Source organism: Nonomuraea ferruginea (assembly GCF_039540635.1).
Lineage (GTDB): Bacteria > Actinomycetota > Actinomycetes > Streptosporangiales > Streptosporangiaceae > Nonomuraea > Nonomuraea ferruginea.
Genome location: NZ_BAABFD010000015.1, coordinates 188,187 through 203,063 on the forward strand (window position 1 = coordinate 188,187; position 14,877 = coordinate 203,063).

Annotated in this window: 13 protein-coding genes; 6 read left to right on the forward strand and 7 right to left on the reverse strand. The window is 73.7% G+C overall.

What is annotated here, in order from left to right:
* Nucleotides 1–2: 2 nt before the first annotated feature.
* From ABD999_RS27600 to ABD999_RS27615, 4 genes are read right to left on the reverse strand one after another with little or no spacing between them, the layout of a single operon-like run.
* Entirely contained in the window at nucleotides 3–1,190 is a 1,188-nt protein-coding gene (locus ABD999_RS27600) for a glycosyltransferase (RefSeq protein ID WP_148031394.1), read from the reverse strand.
* Nucleotides 1,187–2,221: a glycosyltransferase family 9 protein gene (locus tag ABD999_RS27605; RefSeq protein WP_271280461.1), complete on the reverse strand. Its 1,035-nt coding sequence runs from the start codon at nucleotides 2,219–2,221 to the stop codon at nucleotides 1,187–1,189. Before ABD999_RS27605 ends, ABD999_RS27600 begins: the two co-directional genes overlap by 4 nt.
* Entirely contained in the window at nucleotides 2,218–3,189 is a 972-nt protein-coding gene (locus ABD999_RS27610) for a glycosyltransferase family 2 protein (protein ID WP_345482958.1), read from the reverse strand. Before ABD999_RS27610 ends, ABD999_RS27605 begins: the two co-directional genes overlap by 4 nt.
* On the reverse strand, nucleotides 3,186–4,817 hold the full coding sequence (locus tag ABD999_RS27615; RefSeq protein ID WP_271280413.1) for a carbamoyltransferase family protein: 1,632 nt from the start codon (nucleotides 4,815–4,817) through the stop codon (nucleotides 3,186–3,188). The genes ABD999_RS27610 and ABD999_RS27615 overlap by 4 nt, the downstream gene beginning before the upstream one ends.
* A gap of 170 nt (nucleotides 4,818–4,987) precedes the next feature.
* On the opposite strand from ABD999_RS27615, the gene ABD999_RS27620 reads away from it, so the two are divergent.
* From ABD999_RS27620 to ABD999_RS27630, 3 genes are read left to right on the forward strand one after another with little or no spacing between them, the layout of a single operon-like run.
* Nucleotides 4,988–5,590: a D-glycero-alpha-D-manno-heptose-1,7-bisphosphate 7-phosphatase gene (locus ABD999_RS27620; protein ID WP_246640123.1), complete on the forward strand. Its 603-nt coding sequence runs from the start codon at nucleotides 4,988–4,990 to the stop codon at nucleotides 5,588–5,590.
* Nucleotides 5,587–6,507, forward strand: a complete 921-nt coding sequence (locus tag ABD999_RS27625) for a glycosyltransferase (RefSeq protein ID WP_148031398.1) — start codon at nucleotides 5,587–5,589, stop codon at nucleotides 6,505–6,507. The genes ABD999_RS27620 and ABD999_RS27625 overlap by 4 nt, the downstream gene beginning before the upstream one ends.
* Nucleotides 6,508–6,543: 36 nt before the next feature.
* A complete protein-coding gene (locus ABD999_RS27630) occupies nucleotides 6,544–6,822 on the forward strand; it encodes a WhiB family transcriptional regulator (RefSeq protein WP_378524897.1) in 279 nt (92 codons plus the stop codon).
* Here ABD999_RS27630 and def read toward each other — a convergent pair.
* Complete coding sequence (def, locus tag ABD999_RS27635; protein ID WP_219545739.1) at nucleotides 6,758–7,243, reverse strand: peptide deformylase; 486 nt, start codon at nucleotides 7,241–7,243, stop codon at nucleotides 6,758–6,760. The two genes, ABD999_RS27630 and def, sit on opposite strands and share 65 nt — an antisense overlap.
* Before the next feature lie 229 nt (nucleotides 7,244–7,472).
* Here def and ABD999_RS27640 point away from each other — a divergent pair, with 229 nt between their 5' ends.
* Both ABD999_RS27640 and ABD999_RS27645 read left to right on the forward strand, forming a co-directional pair.
* Complete coding sequence (locus tag ABD999_RS27640; protein ID WP_219545738.1) at nucleotides 7,473–8,642, forward strand: uroporphyrinogen-III synthase; 1,170 nt, start codon at nucleotides 7,473–7,475, stop codon at nucleotides 8,640–8,642.
* Complete coding sequence (locus ABD999_RS27645; protein ID WP_345482959.1) at nucleotides 8,639–9,340, forward strand: sirohydrochlorin chelatase; 702 nt, start codon at nucleotides 8,639–8,641, stop codon at nucleotides 9,338–9,340. Before ABD999_RS27640 ends, ABD999_RS27645 begins: the two co-directional genes overlap by 4 nt.
* A 198-nt stretch (nucleotides 9,341–9,538) precedes the next feature.
* Here the strand turns inward: ABD999_RS27645 and ABD999_RS27650 are convergent, their stop codons facing one another.
* Nucleotides 9,539–10,087 carry a hypothetical protein gene (locus tag ABD999_RS27650; RefSeq protein ID WP_271278801.1) on the reverse strand — a complete coding sequence of 183 codons (549 nt, stop codon included), beginning with the start codon at nucleotides 10,085–10,087 and terminating at the stop codon, nucleotides 9,539–9,541.
* 146 nt (nucleotides 10,088–10,233) lie between these two features.
* Nucleotides 10,234–11,088: a PAC2 family protein gene (locus ABD999_RS27655; RefSeq protein ID WP_148031403.1), complete on the reverse strand. Its 855-nt coding sequence runs from the start codon at nucleotides 11,086–11,088 to the stop codon at nucleotides 10,234–10,236.
* Nucleotides 11,089–11,396: 308 nt separating this feature from the next.
* Between ABD999_RS27655 and metH the strand changes: the two genes are divergently transcribed.
* Nucleotides 11,397–14,861 (forward strand): methionine synthase, encoded by a 3,465-nt coding sequence (gene metH / locus ABD999_RS27660; protein WP_148031404.1) that lies wholly within the window; start codon nucleotides 11,397–11,399, stop codon nucleotides 14,859–14,861.
* Nucleotides 14,862–14,877 lie beyond the last annotated feature (16 nt).

Genomic DNA, 14,877 nt, shown 5'->3' on the forward strand with positions numbered 1-14,877 from the left:
GATTACCCCCCCAGCGCGGCGAGACGGCTCGGCTGTCCGTCGATCACCTGCGTGTACACGGCCTCGGTCTGCTCGGCGATGCGCGGCCAGCCGTACCGTTCCCGGGCCCGGCGTGCGCCGGCCCCGCCGATCTCCCGGCGCATGTCCGGTCTGCCGAGCACCTCCTTCAGCGCCCTGGCGAGCGCCCTCGGCCTTCGCGGCGGCACCAGCAGCCCGCAGCCGGCCACGGTGTCCAGGTGGCCGCCGACCGCCGACGCCACGACCGGCACCCCGCACGCCATCGCCTCCACGGGCACCAGGCCGAACGGCTCGTACCACGGCACGGTGACCAGCACGTCGGCCGCGCGCATGAGCGCCGGGACGTGCTCGCGCGGCACGCTGCCGATCACGTGCACCCGGTCCGCCAGCCCGTAGCCCTCGGCCAGCTCGCGCAGCCGCACCGCCTCCTCGTCGTCGGTCCGCCCGCCCGCGATGACCAGTTCGGCGCCGGGCAGCCGGCGCAACGCGGCGATCACCGTGTCGACGCCCTTGCGCGGCACCAGCCGGCCGATGCTGAGCACCATGGGTCCCTCCGTGCGCGGCGCCACCGGCCCGTCCGGGCAGAACGTCTCCAGGTCGACGCCGCACGGCACGACCGTGATCCGCCGCTCGGGCACGCCCATCGCGACGAGTTCCGTGACCTCGTCGCCGCAGGTCGCCAGCACCGCGTCGGCGCGCCGGCCGATGGCCCGCTCGGTGGCCACGCGGTGCGCGGGGCTGGTGTCGGCGCCCCCCTGCCAGCGCCGCTTCACCGTGCCGAGCGCGTGGAACGTCTGCACCACCGGGAACCCGTCCGCCGCCTGCAGCGCCGCCTGCCCGCTCATCCAGAAGTGCGCGTGCGCCACGTCGGGGGCGCGCAGCGCCCAGCGGTCGGCCAGCCGGTCGGTGAACTCCGGCATGTACGGGGGAAGCTCGTCCTTCGGCACCGGGGCCGCCGGGCCCGCCGGCACGTACTCGACGGTGATGCGGGGGGAGAGCCGCACCGACGAGGGCTGGGCGGCGTGGGAGCGACGGGTGTGCACGACGATCGAGTGGCCGCGCGCGGCCAGCGCGGTGGCCAGCGCGGCCACGTACACGTTCTGACCGCCGGAGTCCACGCCGCCGATCGCGGCGAGCGGGTCGGCGTGCTCCGAGATGAGATCGATCTTCACTGCGTCAGCTCCCTCACTGCCTTGACCACCTGCTCACTCGTCACCTGCGACAGGCACGGGTGCCCGGGGACCGGGCAGACGCGCGCCCTGCTCGCCCGGCAGGGCGCGTGCTGGTCACCGAGCAGCACCGTGGGCACGCCGTACGGGGCCCACCGCTCGGCGGGAACGACAGGGGCGAACAGGCTGACCACCGGCGTGCCGACCGCCGCCGCCAGGTGTGCCGGGCCGGTGTTGCCCGCCACGAGCACCCCGGCACGCTGGAGGACGGCCGCGAGTTCGGCGAACGAAGTCCGCCCGCCGAGGTCCACGGCGTCCTCGCCGGCGACGAAGGCGGTGAGATCGCGTTCCTTGCCGGTGACCACGACCTGGTGCCCGTCGTGGACCAGCTCTCGTACGGTCTGGCGATGCCTCTCTGCGGGCCAGGTCCGGGCGGGAGCGGAGGTCCCCGGGTGCACCACGACATACGCGCCTTTGTCGGCAACGCCGCCGACATTGAGCAATTGCCCTGTTTCTCGGCTGATATCCGGAAGTGGCTGTCGAACTGCGAGTCTGCCGTCGTCGCCGGGCGGCAGCTCGAACCCGGCGGCGCGGGCCAGCGCCAGCATCCGCTCCGCCTCCGGCACGTCGACGCTCTCGTCGACCCGGTGGCGCACGTCGAGCAGCGAGCCCGGGTAGTCGTCGCTGATGGCGGCGATCCGCCGTACCCCTGCCAGCCTCAGCAGCAGGGCCAGCGGCAGCGCCGACTGATGGAACGAGGTCAGGATCAGCGCCTCTTCGCAGCCCCGTACCTCCCGGACGAGCGCGTCCACCTCGGGCCGCGTCACGGGCGGCGGCTCGCTCATGATCCACGGCGCCCGCCACTCCACCACCCGGTCCACCCCGGGCAGCAGCCCGGCGGCCGCGCTGCCATGGGGGCCGGCCAGGAAGACGACCTCGCCCGCCCGCCCGCGCACGGCCCGCACGGCGGGGCCGGCCAGCAGCACGTCCCCGGCGTCGTCGAGCCGCGCCACGAGCACCCGCGGAGCGCTCATCGCCGCACCTCCCATTCCCCCCTGAGCCGGTGCCAGCAGGCCACCGGTGGGATCAGCACGCCGGTGACGGCCATCCGCGCCACCTCGCCGGGGCTGCGCGGCCCCGGCCGCACCCGGGCCCACACGAACTCCCCGGTCATGAGCACCCACCCCGCCCCCGCCAGCCAGGCCCCGGCCTCGACCGGCCCTCTGACGCGCCTCCAACGAGAGAAGGCGGCCTGGTGAGCGGTCAGGCTGTAGGCGGTGCCCAGGGCGAGAGCGGCGGCGGCGAAGGCCGTCGTGAGGGCGTGGCGGCGCAGGCGGCCCCGGACGCCGATCGCCGCGCGCCAGGCCGGCCCGTGCAGGCGGCGCATCAGGGCGTCGTCGGCGTTGCCGCGCTGGAACCTGACGCTGGCCCAGAAGCCGTCGTCGCGCACCGGGTGAACCGTCACCCGCGCCCCCTTGACCAGCCGGTAACCGGCCCGCCGCACGCGCAGAGCCAAATCGGCGTCCTCCCGGTAGGCGCGCGGGAACCGCTCGTCGAAACCGCCCACCCGCTCCAGCGCCGAGCGCCGGTAGGCCATGTCGGCCGTCGGCCAGTCGGCGTCCACCAGCCCGGCGGTGTGCCGCTCGCCGTCGGTGGGCCGTCGTCCGGACGGCAGCGGCACCGTGATCCGCCCCTGGCTGCCCCCCACGTCCTCCGGCAGGTCCACCAGGTCCTTCCAGGCCGCGCGCGCCCAGCCGGGCGACGGCACCACGTCGTCGTCCAGGAACGCCACCCACGGCGTGTCCGCCGCCCGCCAGCCGGCGTTGCGCGCCGCCGCGGGCCCGCGCCCGCCCGAGCGCACGACCCGTACGCCGCCGGAAACCTCCAGCGGCTCGGCGGCGCCCGGCCGGTCGTCGGCCACCACGACCGGGACGTCCGCCAGCGCGGCCAGCGTGGCGCGCAGGCTCGGCCGCCCGATCGTGGGGATCACCACCGTGATCACGACGCGAACACCTCCCCCCGCCGTATCAGGTAGGGCCCCAGGGCCAGCACCTCCACCGGCGAGGACCCGAAGCACTCCAGCGCGTCACGCGGGTCGTCCACCATGGGCCGCCCGGCGGTGTTGAGGCTCGTGTTGACCACGACGGGCAGCCCGGTCCGCGCCTCGAACTCGGCCAGCACCCGCGCCATCAGCGGATCGGCGGCGGGGGAGACGGTCTGGACCCGGGCGGTCCCGTCCACGTGCACCACGGCGGGGACGCGCTCGCGCCAGCCGGGGAGCACGTCGTGCACGAACAGCATGTACGGCGACGGCACCGGCCCCCGGCCGAAGACGGCGGGGGCCCGGTCCTCCAGCACCATGGGCGCGATCGGCCGGAACTGCTCGCGCCCCTTGACGTCGTTGAGCCGCTCGGTGTTGGCCGCGTGCCCCGGGTGGGCCAGCAGCGAGCGGTGCCCGAGCGCCCGCGGCCCGTACTCCGACCGCCCCTGGAACCAGGCGACGAGCCGGTCGGCGGCCAGCTCGTCCGCCACCGCCGCCGCCAGGTCGGCGGGGCGCGTGTACGGGACGCGGGCCACGTCCAGCCACGCCCCGAGCTCCTCGTCGGTGAAGCCGCGGCCGAGCGCCGCGGTGCTCATCGGGGCGGCCGGCTCCCCGTGCACCTGGGCCAGGTGCAGCGCCCCGCCCAGCGCGGTGCCGGAGTCGCCGGCGGCCGGCTGCACCCACACCTCGTCGAACGGCCCCTCGGCCAGCAGCCGGGTGTTGGCCACGCAGTTCAGCGCGACCCCGCCGGCCAGGGCCAGCCGCCGCTCGCCGGTCCGCTCGTGCAGCCAGCGGGCCAGGTCCAGCAGCACCTCTTCGAGCCGGGCCTGCACGCTGGCCGCCAGGTCGGCGTGGTCGTCCGTCCACTGCTCGCCCTTGCGCAGCGCCTTGGCGTACCCGCCCCACTCGATCGGCGTCACGTGGAAGCCCCCGTCGCCCGTCGCGTAGACGAGCTCGCGCAGCTCCTCCAGGAACCGCGGCCGCCCGTACGAGGCGAGCGCCATCACCTTGTACTCGTCGCAGGAGCGCAGGAATCCCAGGTGCTCGGTCACGTCCTCGTACATCAGCCCGAGCGAGTGCGGCAGCGGCTGGGCGGCCAGCACCTCCAGCTCGCCGCCGGTGTAGCGGCCGGCCAGGTGGGAGACGTTCTCGCCGCGGCCGTCGCACACCAGCACCGCGCAGTCGCGCCAGGGCGAGGCCAGCCCCGCCGAGGCGGCGTGCGCGATGTGGTGCGGCACGAACCGCACCCGCGCCGCGTCCAGCCCTGGCAGCGCCGTGGACAGGAACAGCGGGGCGCGTACCGCGTAACGGGTGCGCAGGTCCTCCCAGTCGCCGTCCGGGCGCTGCTCGACCAGGGCGGGATCGTAGGAGTAGGCCACCGCGTCGACGTCCTCGGGGCCGATGCCCGCCTCCCGCAGGCACCAGGCGGCCGCCTGCTCCGGCAGCTCCCACGCGGAGAACGGGAGCGGGCGCTTGCCGTGCTTGCGCCGGCTGAACCGCTCCTCCTCCGCGGCGGCGACCACCCTCCCGTCCACGACCAGGGCCGCCGCGGGGTCATGGAAGATCGCGTTGATGCCGAGAAATCTCATCGGTTCCCTTCCTGCGAAGATTAGGAGAACGGCTACCGAGAGGAGCGCTCCTCAAACACACCCCCCTCGCTGAAATGGGCAAACACCCTCGAACTCTGGCGTCTGGTCACACTGAGTAGTTGTTTGCCCGATATGGCGCCGGGTAGCTGTGGGCCACGCGACGGAGGTGGATGGTGTTCGAACAACGACGTCCCGGGGCGGTGCTCTTCGACAGGGATGGAACCCTGATCAGGGATGTCCCGTACAACGGCGACCCGGCCCGGGTCCGGCCCATGCCGGGCGCGCTGGAGGCGCTGAGCAGGCTGCGCCGCGCAGACCTGCCGGTGGCGGTGGTGACCAACCAGTCGGGCGTGGCCAAGGGCCTGATCACCGCGGACGAGATGGAACAGGTGAACGCCCGGGTCGAGGAACTGCTCGGGCCGTTCGACGCGTGGGCGATCTGCGTGCACGACGACGGCGACGGCTGCACCTGCCGCAAACCCGCGCCCGGCCTGCTCATCAGGGCCGCCGCGGTGCTGGACGTGAGCCCGCGCGAGTGTGTCATGGTCGGCGACATCGGCCGCGACATGGAGGCGGCCAGGGCCGCCGGGGCGCGCGGCATCCTGGTGCCGACCGTGGAGACGCGGCGCGAGGAGATCGAGCACGCTCCCGAGGTCGCCGACGACCTCACCGACGTGGCCGAACGGCTGCTGCGCGAGGCGGACGCCGCGCCGGCCCCCGTCGCCGCCGGCGGCTCCGCCTGGTCGCGGGCGCTCGGCTGGAGCCGCTGGTGAGGATCCTCCTCTGGCACGTCCACGGCTCGTGGACCACCTCGTTCGTGCACGGCCGCCACGAGTACGTCCTGCCGCTCGTCCCCGGCCGCGGTCCCGACGGCAGGGGACGGGCCGACACCTATCCGTGGCCTAGTAGCGCCAGGGAAGTGCCGTGGGACCGGCTCCGCGACGAGCCGGTCGACGTGGTCGTCTACCAGCGCCCGCACGAGCTCGACCTGGCCCGCGAGTGGCTCGGCCGCGACCTGCCCGGCGTCTACGTCGAGCACAACACGCCGGTCGGCGACGTGCCACGCACCCGCCACCCGCTGGCGGACCGCTCCGACATCACGCTCGTGCACGTCACCCACTTCAACGAGCTGTTCTGGGACAACGGCCGCGCTCCCACCAGGGTCGTCGAGCACGGCGTCGTGGACCCCGGCCACCTCTACACCGGCGAACTGCCCAGGGCGGGCGTCGTGGTCAACGAGCCCGTCCGGCGCACCCGGGTGGCCGGCACCGACCTGCTGCCGCGCTTCGCCGCCGAGGTGCCGCTCGACCTGTTCGGCATGAAGGTCGAAGGTCTCCCGTACGGGACGTACGAGGACCTGCCGCAGGCCCGCATGCACGCCGAGCTCGCCAGACGGCGGGTCTACCTGCACCCCTACCGGTGGACCTCGCTCGGGCTCGCCCTCATCGAGGCGATGACCCTGGGCATGCCCGTGGTCGCGCTGGCCGCCACCGAGGCCGTCGAGGCGGTGCCGCCCGAGGCGGGCGTCGTCTCCACCCGGGTGGACGTGCTGGCCCAGGCGCTCAGGGAGTTCGCGGCGGACCCGGAGCGGGCCGCCCAGGCCGGCAAGGCCGCGCGGACGGCCGCGCTGGCGCGCTACGGGCTCGACAGGTTCCTGCTCGACTGGGACCGCCTGCTCGAAGAGGTATGACCCGGAAGGCGCTGGGTAGGCGCGATGAGCATGATGATGCTCGACTGGTCACGCAGGGCCGCCTGCTCTGACCTGGACCCTGAGCTGTTCTTCCCGATCTCGCTCCAGGGTCCGGGCCAGTCGCAGGTGGAACGCGCCAAGACGATCTGCCACACGTGCCCCGTACGGGAGCCGTGCCTCGACTACGCGATCAGCAGCGGCCAGACGCACGGCGTCTGGGGCGGCCTGGATCCGGAACAGCGCCGCGCGCTCATCCCGAGGGCAGCGCCGCGGCCAGAAAGCGTTCGCGCTCGTCCGCTGACAGGTGGTCGCTGAACAGCACCCCGTCCAGATGATCGGACTCGTGCTGCAGCACCCTCGCCAGCACGCCCAGCGCCCGCACCGTGACGGGCTTGCCGAACATGTCGCGGCCACGCGCGACGACCATGAAAGCGCGCCGCAGCGGCCACCACACGCCCGGGGCCGACAGACAGGCCTCGTCCGCCGTGATCCGCCGCTCCGACAGCTCCAGCCGCGGATTGACGAGATGGCCTGACGCGCCCTCGTAGGCGTAGACGAGCACCCGCAGCGGCACCCCCACCTGAGGAGCGGCCAGCCCGGCCCGGCCGGCGCCCGCCCGCAACGTCGCCGTCATGGACTTGACCAGCCCGCGCAGCTCCTTGTCGTAGTCCTTGACCGGCTCCGCGACCGAGCGGAGCGCCGGATCGTCGAAAGCCAGGATCGGCCGCACCGTCACCCGCGCCTCCCCGAATAGCCGCGTCGCACACCGACGGGTTTCCCTCCCGGGTCCGCCGCCAACCGCGCGGGCTGTCGCTTGTAGCACAGCGGTAACAGAAGAGACCCAGCGCGGAAACCCTCCGAATCCACGATGAAGGCGTGATCTCACTTCCGGTTCACGTACGTGTGATGCCCGGCCGGGTGCTCGGGGCCCGGCCGGGTGTCCCGATCCACGACGAGGTTCTCGCATGAGCGGGTCATCCATCGGGGACGCCGTCCTTTCGCCCGAGACGGCGCCAGACGCGCTGGCGGGCTTCACCGTCGGCGTCACGGCCACCCGCCGGCGCGAGGAGTTCGGGGCGCTGCTCGAACGGCGCGGCGCCCGCGTGCTGAGCGCCCCCGCCATCAGGCTCGTCCCGCTCGCCGAGGACGCCGACCTGCTCGCCGCCACCCGGCGGAGCCTGGAGAGGCCCGTCGACGACGTGGTCGTCACCACCGGCGTCGGCTTCCGCGGCTGGATGGCCGCGGCGGAGGGCTGGGGCCTCTCCTCCGACCTGGGCGACCACCTCGCCGGGGCACGCCTGCTCACCCGCGGGCCCAAGGCCAGAGGCGCGGTCCGCGCCGCCGGGCTCAACGACCACTGGACCCCCGCCACCGAATCCTGCGCCGAGGTCAAGGACTACCTGCTCGCCCAGGACCTGCGCGGCCGCCGCATCGCCGTCCAGCAGCACGGCGAGCCGCTCACCGACTTCGTCGCCGACCTGCGCGGGGCCGGCGCCGAGGTGATCGTGATCCCCGTCTACCGGTGGCTGCCGTACCGCGACCCGTCGCCGCTGCGGCGCCTGATCACCCAGACGGTCTCGGGCTCCGTCGACGCCGTCGCCTTCACCAGCGCGCCCGCCGTGCACGCCATGCTCAACGCCGCCCGCGCGGAGGGGGCCGAGGACGCCCTGCTGGCCGCGTTCGCCGGCCCCGTCGTGGCCGCCTGCGTCGGCCCGGTCACCGCGGGCCCGCTCGCCGACCGCGGCGTGCCCACCCTGCAGCCCGACCGGGCCCGGCTCGGCGCGCTGGCCCGCGTCCTGGCCCGCCACCTGCCCGCCCAGTCCGTCACCCGGCTCGAAGCAGGCGGGCACCGCCTGGAGATCCGCGGTCACGCCGTGGTCGTCGACGGCGAGCTGCGGCCGCTGCCGCCCGCCCCGATGGCCGTGCTCAAGCGCCTGGCCGACAAGCCCGGCCACGTCGTCTCCCGCGCCGACCTGCGCACCGTCCTCCCCGGCAGCGCCGTCAGGGACTCGGCCGAGCACGCGGTCGAGATGGCGGTCACCCGCCTGCGCCGCGCGCTCGGGCCGGCCGGGATCGTCGAGACCGTGGTCAAGCGCGGCTACCGGCTCGCCTGCCGGTACGAGGGCGCGCGGTGACCCCGACGCTCGTCCTGGCCGCTCACGGCACCCGCAGCGAGGAGGGGGAGCGCACCCTGTCCGCGCTGGCCGGAGCCGTCCGCGCGGCCCGGCCCCGCCGCCGCGTCGAGCTCGCGTACCTGGAGATCAGCGCGCCGCTGCTGTGTGACGTGCTGCCGGCCGTCCCCGGGCCGGTGGTCGTGGTCCCGCTGCTGCTCGCCGGCGGTTACCACGTGCACGTCGACCTGCCCGCGGTGCTCGCCGAGCACCGGCCAGGCGCCCTCGTCGCCCCGCCGCTCGGCCCGCACCGGTTGCTGACCGCCACGCTCGCCCGCCGGCTCAACAGGGCCGGGCTGCGCGCCACGGACGCGGTCGTGCTGGGCGCGGCCGGGTCCTCCGACCCGTCCGCGCTGGCCGGCGTGCGCGCCGCCGCCCACCAGCTCGCCGTCCGCCTGTCCCGCCCGGTCACCGCCGCCTTCGTCTCCTCCGGCTCGCCGGGGCTGGCGGAGACGATGGAACGGCTCCGCTCCGGCCCGGCGGCCCGGGTGGCGCTCGCCTCCTACCTGCTGGCGCCCGGCTTCTTCCACGCCCGCCTGGCGGCCGCCGGCGCCGACCTCGTCACCCCGCCGCTGGGCGCCGACCCCGACCTGGCCGCCCTGGTCTGGCACCGCCACGACCAGGCCCTGCGCCACCACACGGCCACCTCGGCAGCCGGCTGACACCCCACCGCCGTGCGGCCTCCCCGCATCCCCGGGCGGCCTTCGTGCATCCCCGGGCGGCCTTCGTGCATCCCCGGGCGGCCTTCGTGCATCCCCGGGCGGCCTCCGCGCACCGCCGGGCGGCCTCCGCGCAGCGGCCTGTGGCTCTGGCCGCGTCCGGAGGACGGCGCCGGGGTCAGCTCAGCCCGTTCTGTAGTCTTACCGGGGTTCCAGCCGTAGTTCGCGGACGATCTCCTCGGCGGCGGTTTCGCGTGACGGTCCGGCGTCGGCGCCGACGAAGAGCTCGACGAAGGCGTGGCGGAGGCAGCCGGCGAGCAGGAGCCGGGCGCTGGCCTCCGGGTCGACCTCCCCGGCCACCCGGCCGAGCAGCCGTTCCTCCCGCAGGTACGAGGCGAGCGGGGTCACCTCGGCGGGCGGTCCCAGCCCGTTCGCCTTGAGCGCGTGCCGGAAACGCACGGTGACCGCGGGGGAGGAGAACACCGGCAGCGCGGCCGACTGCACGTCCGCGTAGTAGCCGATGCCGGCCCGCGCCACCACGACGAGGTTGTCGCGCACCTGACCCCGGCCCGCGCGGTGCTCCAGGTCGCGCAGGACGCCCAGCCAGAGGGGGAGGCGGTCCTGGAGCAGGGCCAGGAAGTGGGTCACCTGACCGCCGGGCCCGTCCTCACGCAGGGGCGCGGCCATCTGCAGGACCAGACGCCTGGTGTCCTGGCTGGTCAGGTGCGGGCTTCCGGACGGAATCGCCATGATCGGCCTCACGTGGACGGTCAGCGGAAACCCGATTATGAACCGGCGTACGGAAAAAGTCCGGCGTTTAGGTTTTTAGTCGCAAATGTCCGCCGGCGTCCAAGGCCGCGGCCGCGGCCGCTCGGCGGGAGAGTGAACGCCGGACGTCAGCCGTCGGTGTCGCGGTCGCGGCGCCTCAGGTAGCGCTCGAACTCGGCCGCGATCGCGTCGCCGCTCGCCTCGGGCAGCTCCGCCGCGTCCTTGCGCTCCTCCAGCTCCTTGACGTACTCGGCCACCTCGCTGTCCTGCGAGGCCAGCTCGTCGACGCCGTGCTCCCACGCCCGGGCCTCCTCGTCGAGGTCGCCCAGCGGCATCGGGATCTCCAGCACGTCCTCCAACCGGCGCAGCAGCGCCAGCGTGGCCTTCGGGTTGGGCGGCTGGGCCACGTAGTGAGGCACCGACGCCCACAGCGTGACGGCGCTCAGGCCGGCGCGGCCGAACGCGTGCTGCAGGACGCCGACGATGCCCGTCGGGCCCTCGTAGCGGCTCAGCTCCAGGTTGATCGAGCGCGCCAGGCCGTCGTCGGTGGCCGAGCCGAGGACCGGCACCGGACGGGTGTGCGGCGAGTCGTTGAGCAGCGCGCCCAGCATGACGGCCATGTCGACGCCCAGCTCCCGGCAGACGTCGATGATGTCGGCGCAGAACGACCGCCAGCGCATGTTGGGCTCGATGCCGCGCAGCAGCACCACGTCGCGCTCGCTGCCCGGCGGCCGGGCCCGCAGCAGCCTCGTCGTCGGCCAGATGATCGACCGGGTCAGCCCGTCGCCCATCTCCACGACGGGGCGGGTGACCTGGAAGTCGTAGTAGTCGTCAGGGTCCAGCTCGGCCAGCGGCTCGGCCTTCCAGGCGGACTCGAGATGGGCGATCACACCGCTCGAGGCCTCGCCCGCGTCGTTCCACCCTTCGAACGCGGCAATGAGCACCGGGTCGACGAGCTCGGGGAGCCCTTCGAGCTCGATCACGTGTCGCCTCCTGTCTGCACCATCGCGCTAAGCCTATGCGGTGAGGAGGTACTCCTGTCACGTGGTAAGCGCGATCAGTGGCTCCCGCCGTACAGCCTGTGATGGAACGCCAGGTCAGGCGAGGGACGGGGCGGAGCGGCGTACGCTGCGAGCTGAGCCCGCGGGCCCTGCCGGAGGACGGTTCTTCGCCGCCTTGTCCCCGTGTGTCCCCTTCCGGAGGGGAGGGCGTCGCACCAGGCGCTGGACGTGCGAGGCGGGGCCCGGCGGGCGGGGGATCCCGGTGTGGCGCAGCCGATAAGCTGGAGCGCATGAGCATCGCCCGGTCATTTCGAGAAGTGCTGTCCCAGCGAGTCGTCGTCGCCGACGGCGCCATGGGAACGATGCTCCAGGCCCACGACCCGACCCTCGACGACTTCCAGGGCCACGAGGGCTGCAATGAGGTGCTCAACGTCACCCGCCCCGACATCGTCGCGGGCGTCCACGACGCCTACTTCGCCGTCGGCGTCGACTGCGTGGAGACCAACACCTTCGGCGCCAACCTCGCCGCGCTCGGCGAGTACGACATCGGCGACCGCGTCTACGAATACTCCGAGGCCGGCGCCAGGATCGCCAGGGAGCGCGCCGACCACTGGTCCACGCCCGACCGGCCGCGTTTCGTGCTCGGCTCGATGGGTCCCGGCACGAAGCTGCCCACGCTCGGCCACCTGCCGTTCGCCGTCCTGCGCGACGCCTACCGCGACAACGCGGCCGGCCTGATCGCCGGCGGCGCCGACGCGCTCATCGTCGAGACCTCCCAGGACCTGCTGCAGGTCAAGGCCGCCGTGCTCGGCGCGAAGCGGGCGATCGACGCGGCCGGGCGCGACGTGCCGATCATCGCCCAGGTGACGATCGAGACCAACGGCGCCATGCTGCTCGGCTCCGAGATCGGCGCCGCCCTCACCGCGATCGAGCCGCTCGGCGTCGACGTGATCGGCCTCAACTGCGCCACCGGCCCCGCCGAGATGAGCGAGCACCTGCGCTACCTCGCCCGCCACTCGCGGCTGCGGCTGTCGTGCATGCCCAACGCCGGCCTGCCCGTGCTCACCTCCGACGGCGCCTACTACCCGCTGAGCGCCGAGGAGCTGACGACCGCCCACGAGACCTTCGTCCGCGACTACGGCCTGTCCATCGTCGGCGGCTGCTGCGGCACCACCCCCGAGCACCTGCGCCAGGTGGTCGAGCGGGTGCACGGCCGGGAGGTCGTCCGCCGCCGCCCGCACCCCGAGCCCGGCGTCTCCTCCCTCTACCAGACGATCCCGTTCCGCCAGGACACCTCCTTCCTGGCCATCGGCGAGCGGTGCAACACCAACGGCTCCAGGGCCTTCCGCGAGGCCATGCTGGAAGGCCGCTGGGACGACTGCGTGGAGACCGCCCGCGACCAGGCGCGCGGCGGCGCCCACATGCTCGACCTGTGCGTCGACTACGTGGGCCGCGACGGCGTGGCCGACATGAAGGAGCTGGCGTTCCGGCTGGCCACCGCCTCCACCCTGCCGATCATGCTCGACTCCACCGAGCCGGAGGTGCTGCGCGCCGGGCTGGAGATGCTCGGCGGACGCGCCGCGGTCAACTCCGTCAACTACGAGGACGGCACCGGCCCCGACTCCCGCTTCCAGCGGATCATGCGGCTGGTGCGCGAGCACGGCGCCGCCGTGGTGGCGCTCACCATCGACGAGGAGGGCCAGGCCCGCACCGCCGACCACAAGGTGCGCGTGGCCAGCCGCCTCGTCGACGACCTGACGGGCAACTGGGGCATGCGGGTCGACGACATCATCGTCGACTGCCTCACCTTCCCCATCGCCACCGGCCAGGAGGAGACCAGGCGCGACGGCCTGGAGACCATCGAGGCCATCCGCGAGCTCAAGCGCCGCTACCCCGGCGTGCAGACCACGCTCGGCGTCTCCAACATCAGCTTCGGCCTCAACCCGGCCGCCCGCATGGTGCTCAACTCGGTCTTCCTCAACGAGTGCGTCAACGCGGGCCTCGACTCCGCCATCGTCCACGCGTCCAAGATCGTGCCGATGGCGCGCATCCCCGACGAGCAGCGCCAGGTCGCCCTCGACATGGTCTACGACCGGCGGCGCGAGGGCTACGACCCGCTGCAGCGGTTCATGGACCTGTTCGAGGGCGTCGACGCGGCGGCCCTGCGCGCCGGCAAGGCCGAGGAGCTGGCCGCGCTGCCGCTGTGGGAGCGGCTCAAGCGGCGCATCATCGACGGCGAGCGCAAGGGCCTGGAGACCGACCTCGACGACGCGCTGACCCAGCGGCCCGCCCTGGAGATCATCAACGACGTGCTGCTCGACGGCATGAAGACGGTCGGCGAGCTGTTCGGCTCCGGCCAGATGCAGCTGCCGTTCGTGCTGCAGTCGGCCGAGGTGATGAAGGCCGCCGTCGCCCAGCTGGAGCCGCACATGGAGCGGGTCGAGGGCGAGACGAAGGGCCGCATCGTGCTGGCCACCGTCAAGGGCGACGTGCACGACATCGGCAAGAACCTCGTCGACATCATCCTGTCCAACAACGGCTACGAGGTCGTCAACCTCGGCATCAAGCAGCCCGTCTCGGCCATCCTGGAGGCCGCCGACGAGCAGAAGGCCGACGTCATCGGCATGTCCGGCCTGCTGGTCAAGTCGACCGTGGTCATGAAGGAGAACCTCGAGGAGCTCAACTCCAGGGGCCTGGCCGAGAAGTACCCCGTGCTGCTCGGCGGCGCCGCGCTCACCCGCGCCTACGTCGAGCAGGACCTCGCCGAGCTGTTCGCGGGCGAGGTCCGCTACGCCCGCGACGCCTTCGAGGGCCTGCGCCTGATGGACGCCATCATGGCGGTCAAGCGCGGCGTGGCCGGCGCCCAGCTGCCGCCGCTGCGCCAGCGGCGGGTCAAGACCGGCGCCAAGCTCGACCGCACCCCCGTCGAGGAGCTGCCGTCCCGCTCCGACGTGGCCGCCGACAACCCGGTGCCGAAGCCGCCGTTCCACGGCGACCGCATCGTCAAGGGCATCCCGCTGGCCGACTACGCGGCCTTCCTCGACGAGCGGGCGCTGTTCCTCGGCCAGTGGGGGCTCAAGCCGACCAGGGGCGGCGACGGCCCCGGCTACGAAGAGCTGGTCGAGGCCGAGGGCCGGCCGAGGCTGCGCATGTGGCTGGAGCGGCTGCAGACCGAGGGCCTGCTGGAGGCGGCCGTCGTCTACGGCTACTTCCCGTGCGTCAGCGACGGCGACTCGCTGATCATCCTCGACGAGTCGGGCGGCGAGCGCACCCGCTTCACGTTCCCGCGCCAGCGCCGCGACCGCCACCTGTGCCTGTCCGACTTCTTCCGGGGCAAGGACTCGGGGGAGACCGACGTGGTCGGCCTGCAGGTCGTCACCATGGGCAGCAAGATCTCCCAGGCCACGGCCGAGCTGTTCGCCAAGGACGCCTACCGCGACTACCTGGAGCTCCACGGCCTGTCGGTGCAGCTCACCGAGGCGCTGGCCGAATACTGGCACGCCCGCACCCGGTCGGAGTGGGGCATCGGCGGCGACGAGTCGCTCGACGACATGCTCAAGGTCAACATCCAGGGCTGCCGCTACTCGTTCGGCTACCCCGCCTGCCCCAACCTCGAGGACCAGGTGCAGCTGTTCCAGCTGCTCGACCCGGAGCGTATCGGGGTCACGCTGTCGGAGGAGTTCCAGCTCCACCCGGAGCAGGCCACCTCCGCCCTCGTCGCGCACCATCCCGAGGCCAAATACTTCAACGTCTGACGGTCCGTCGGTCCCA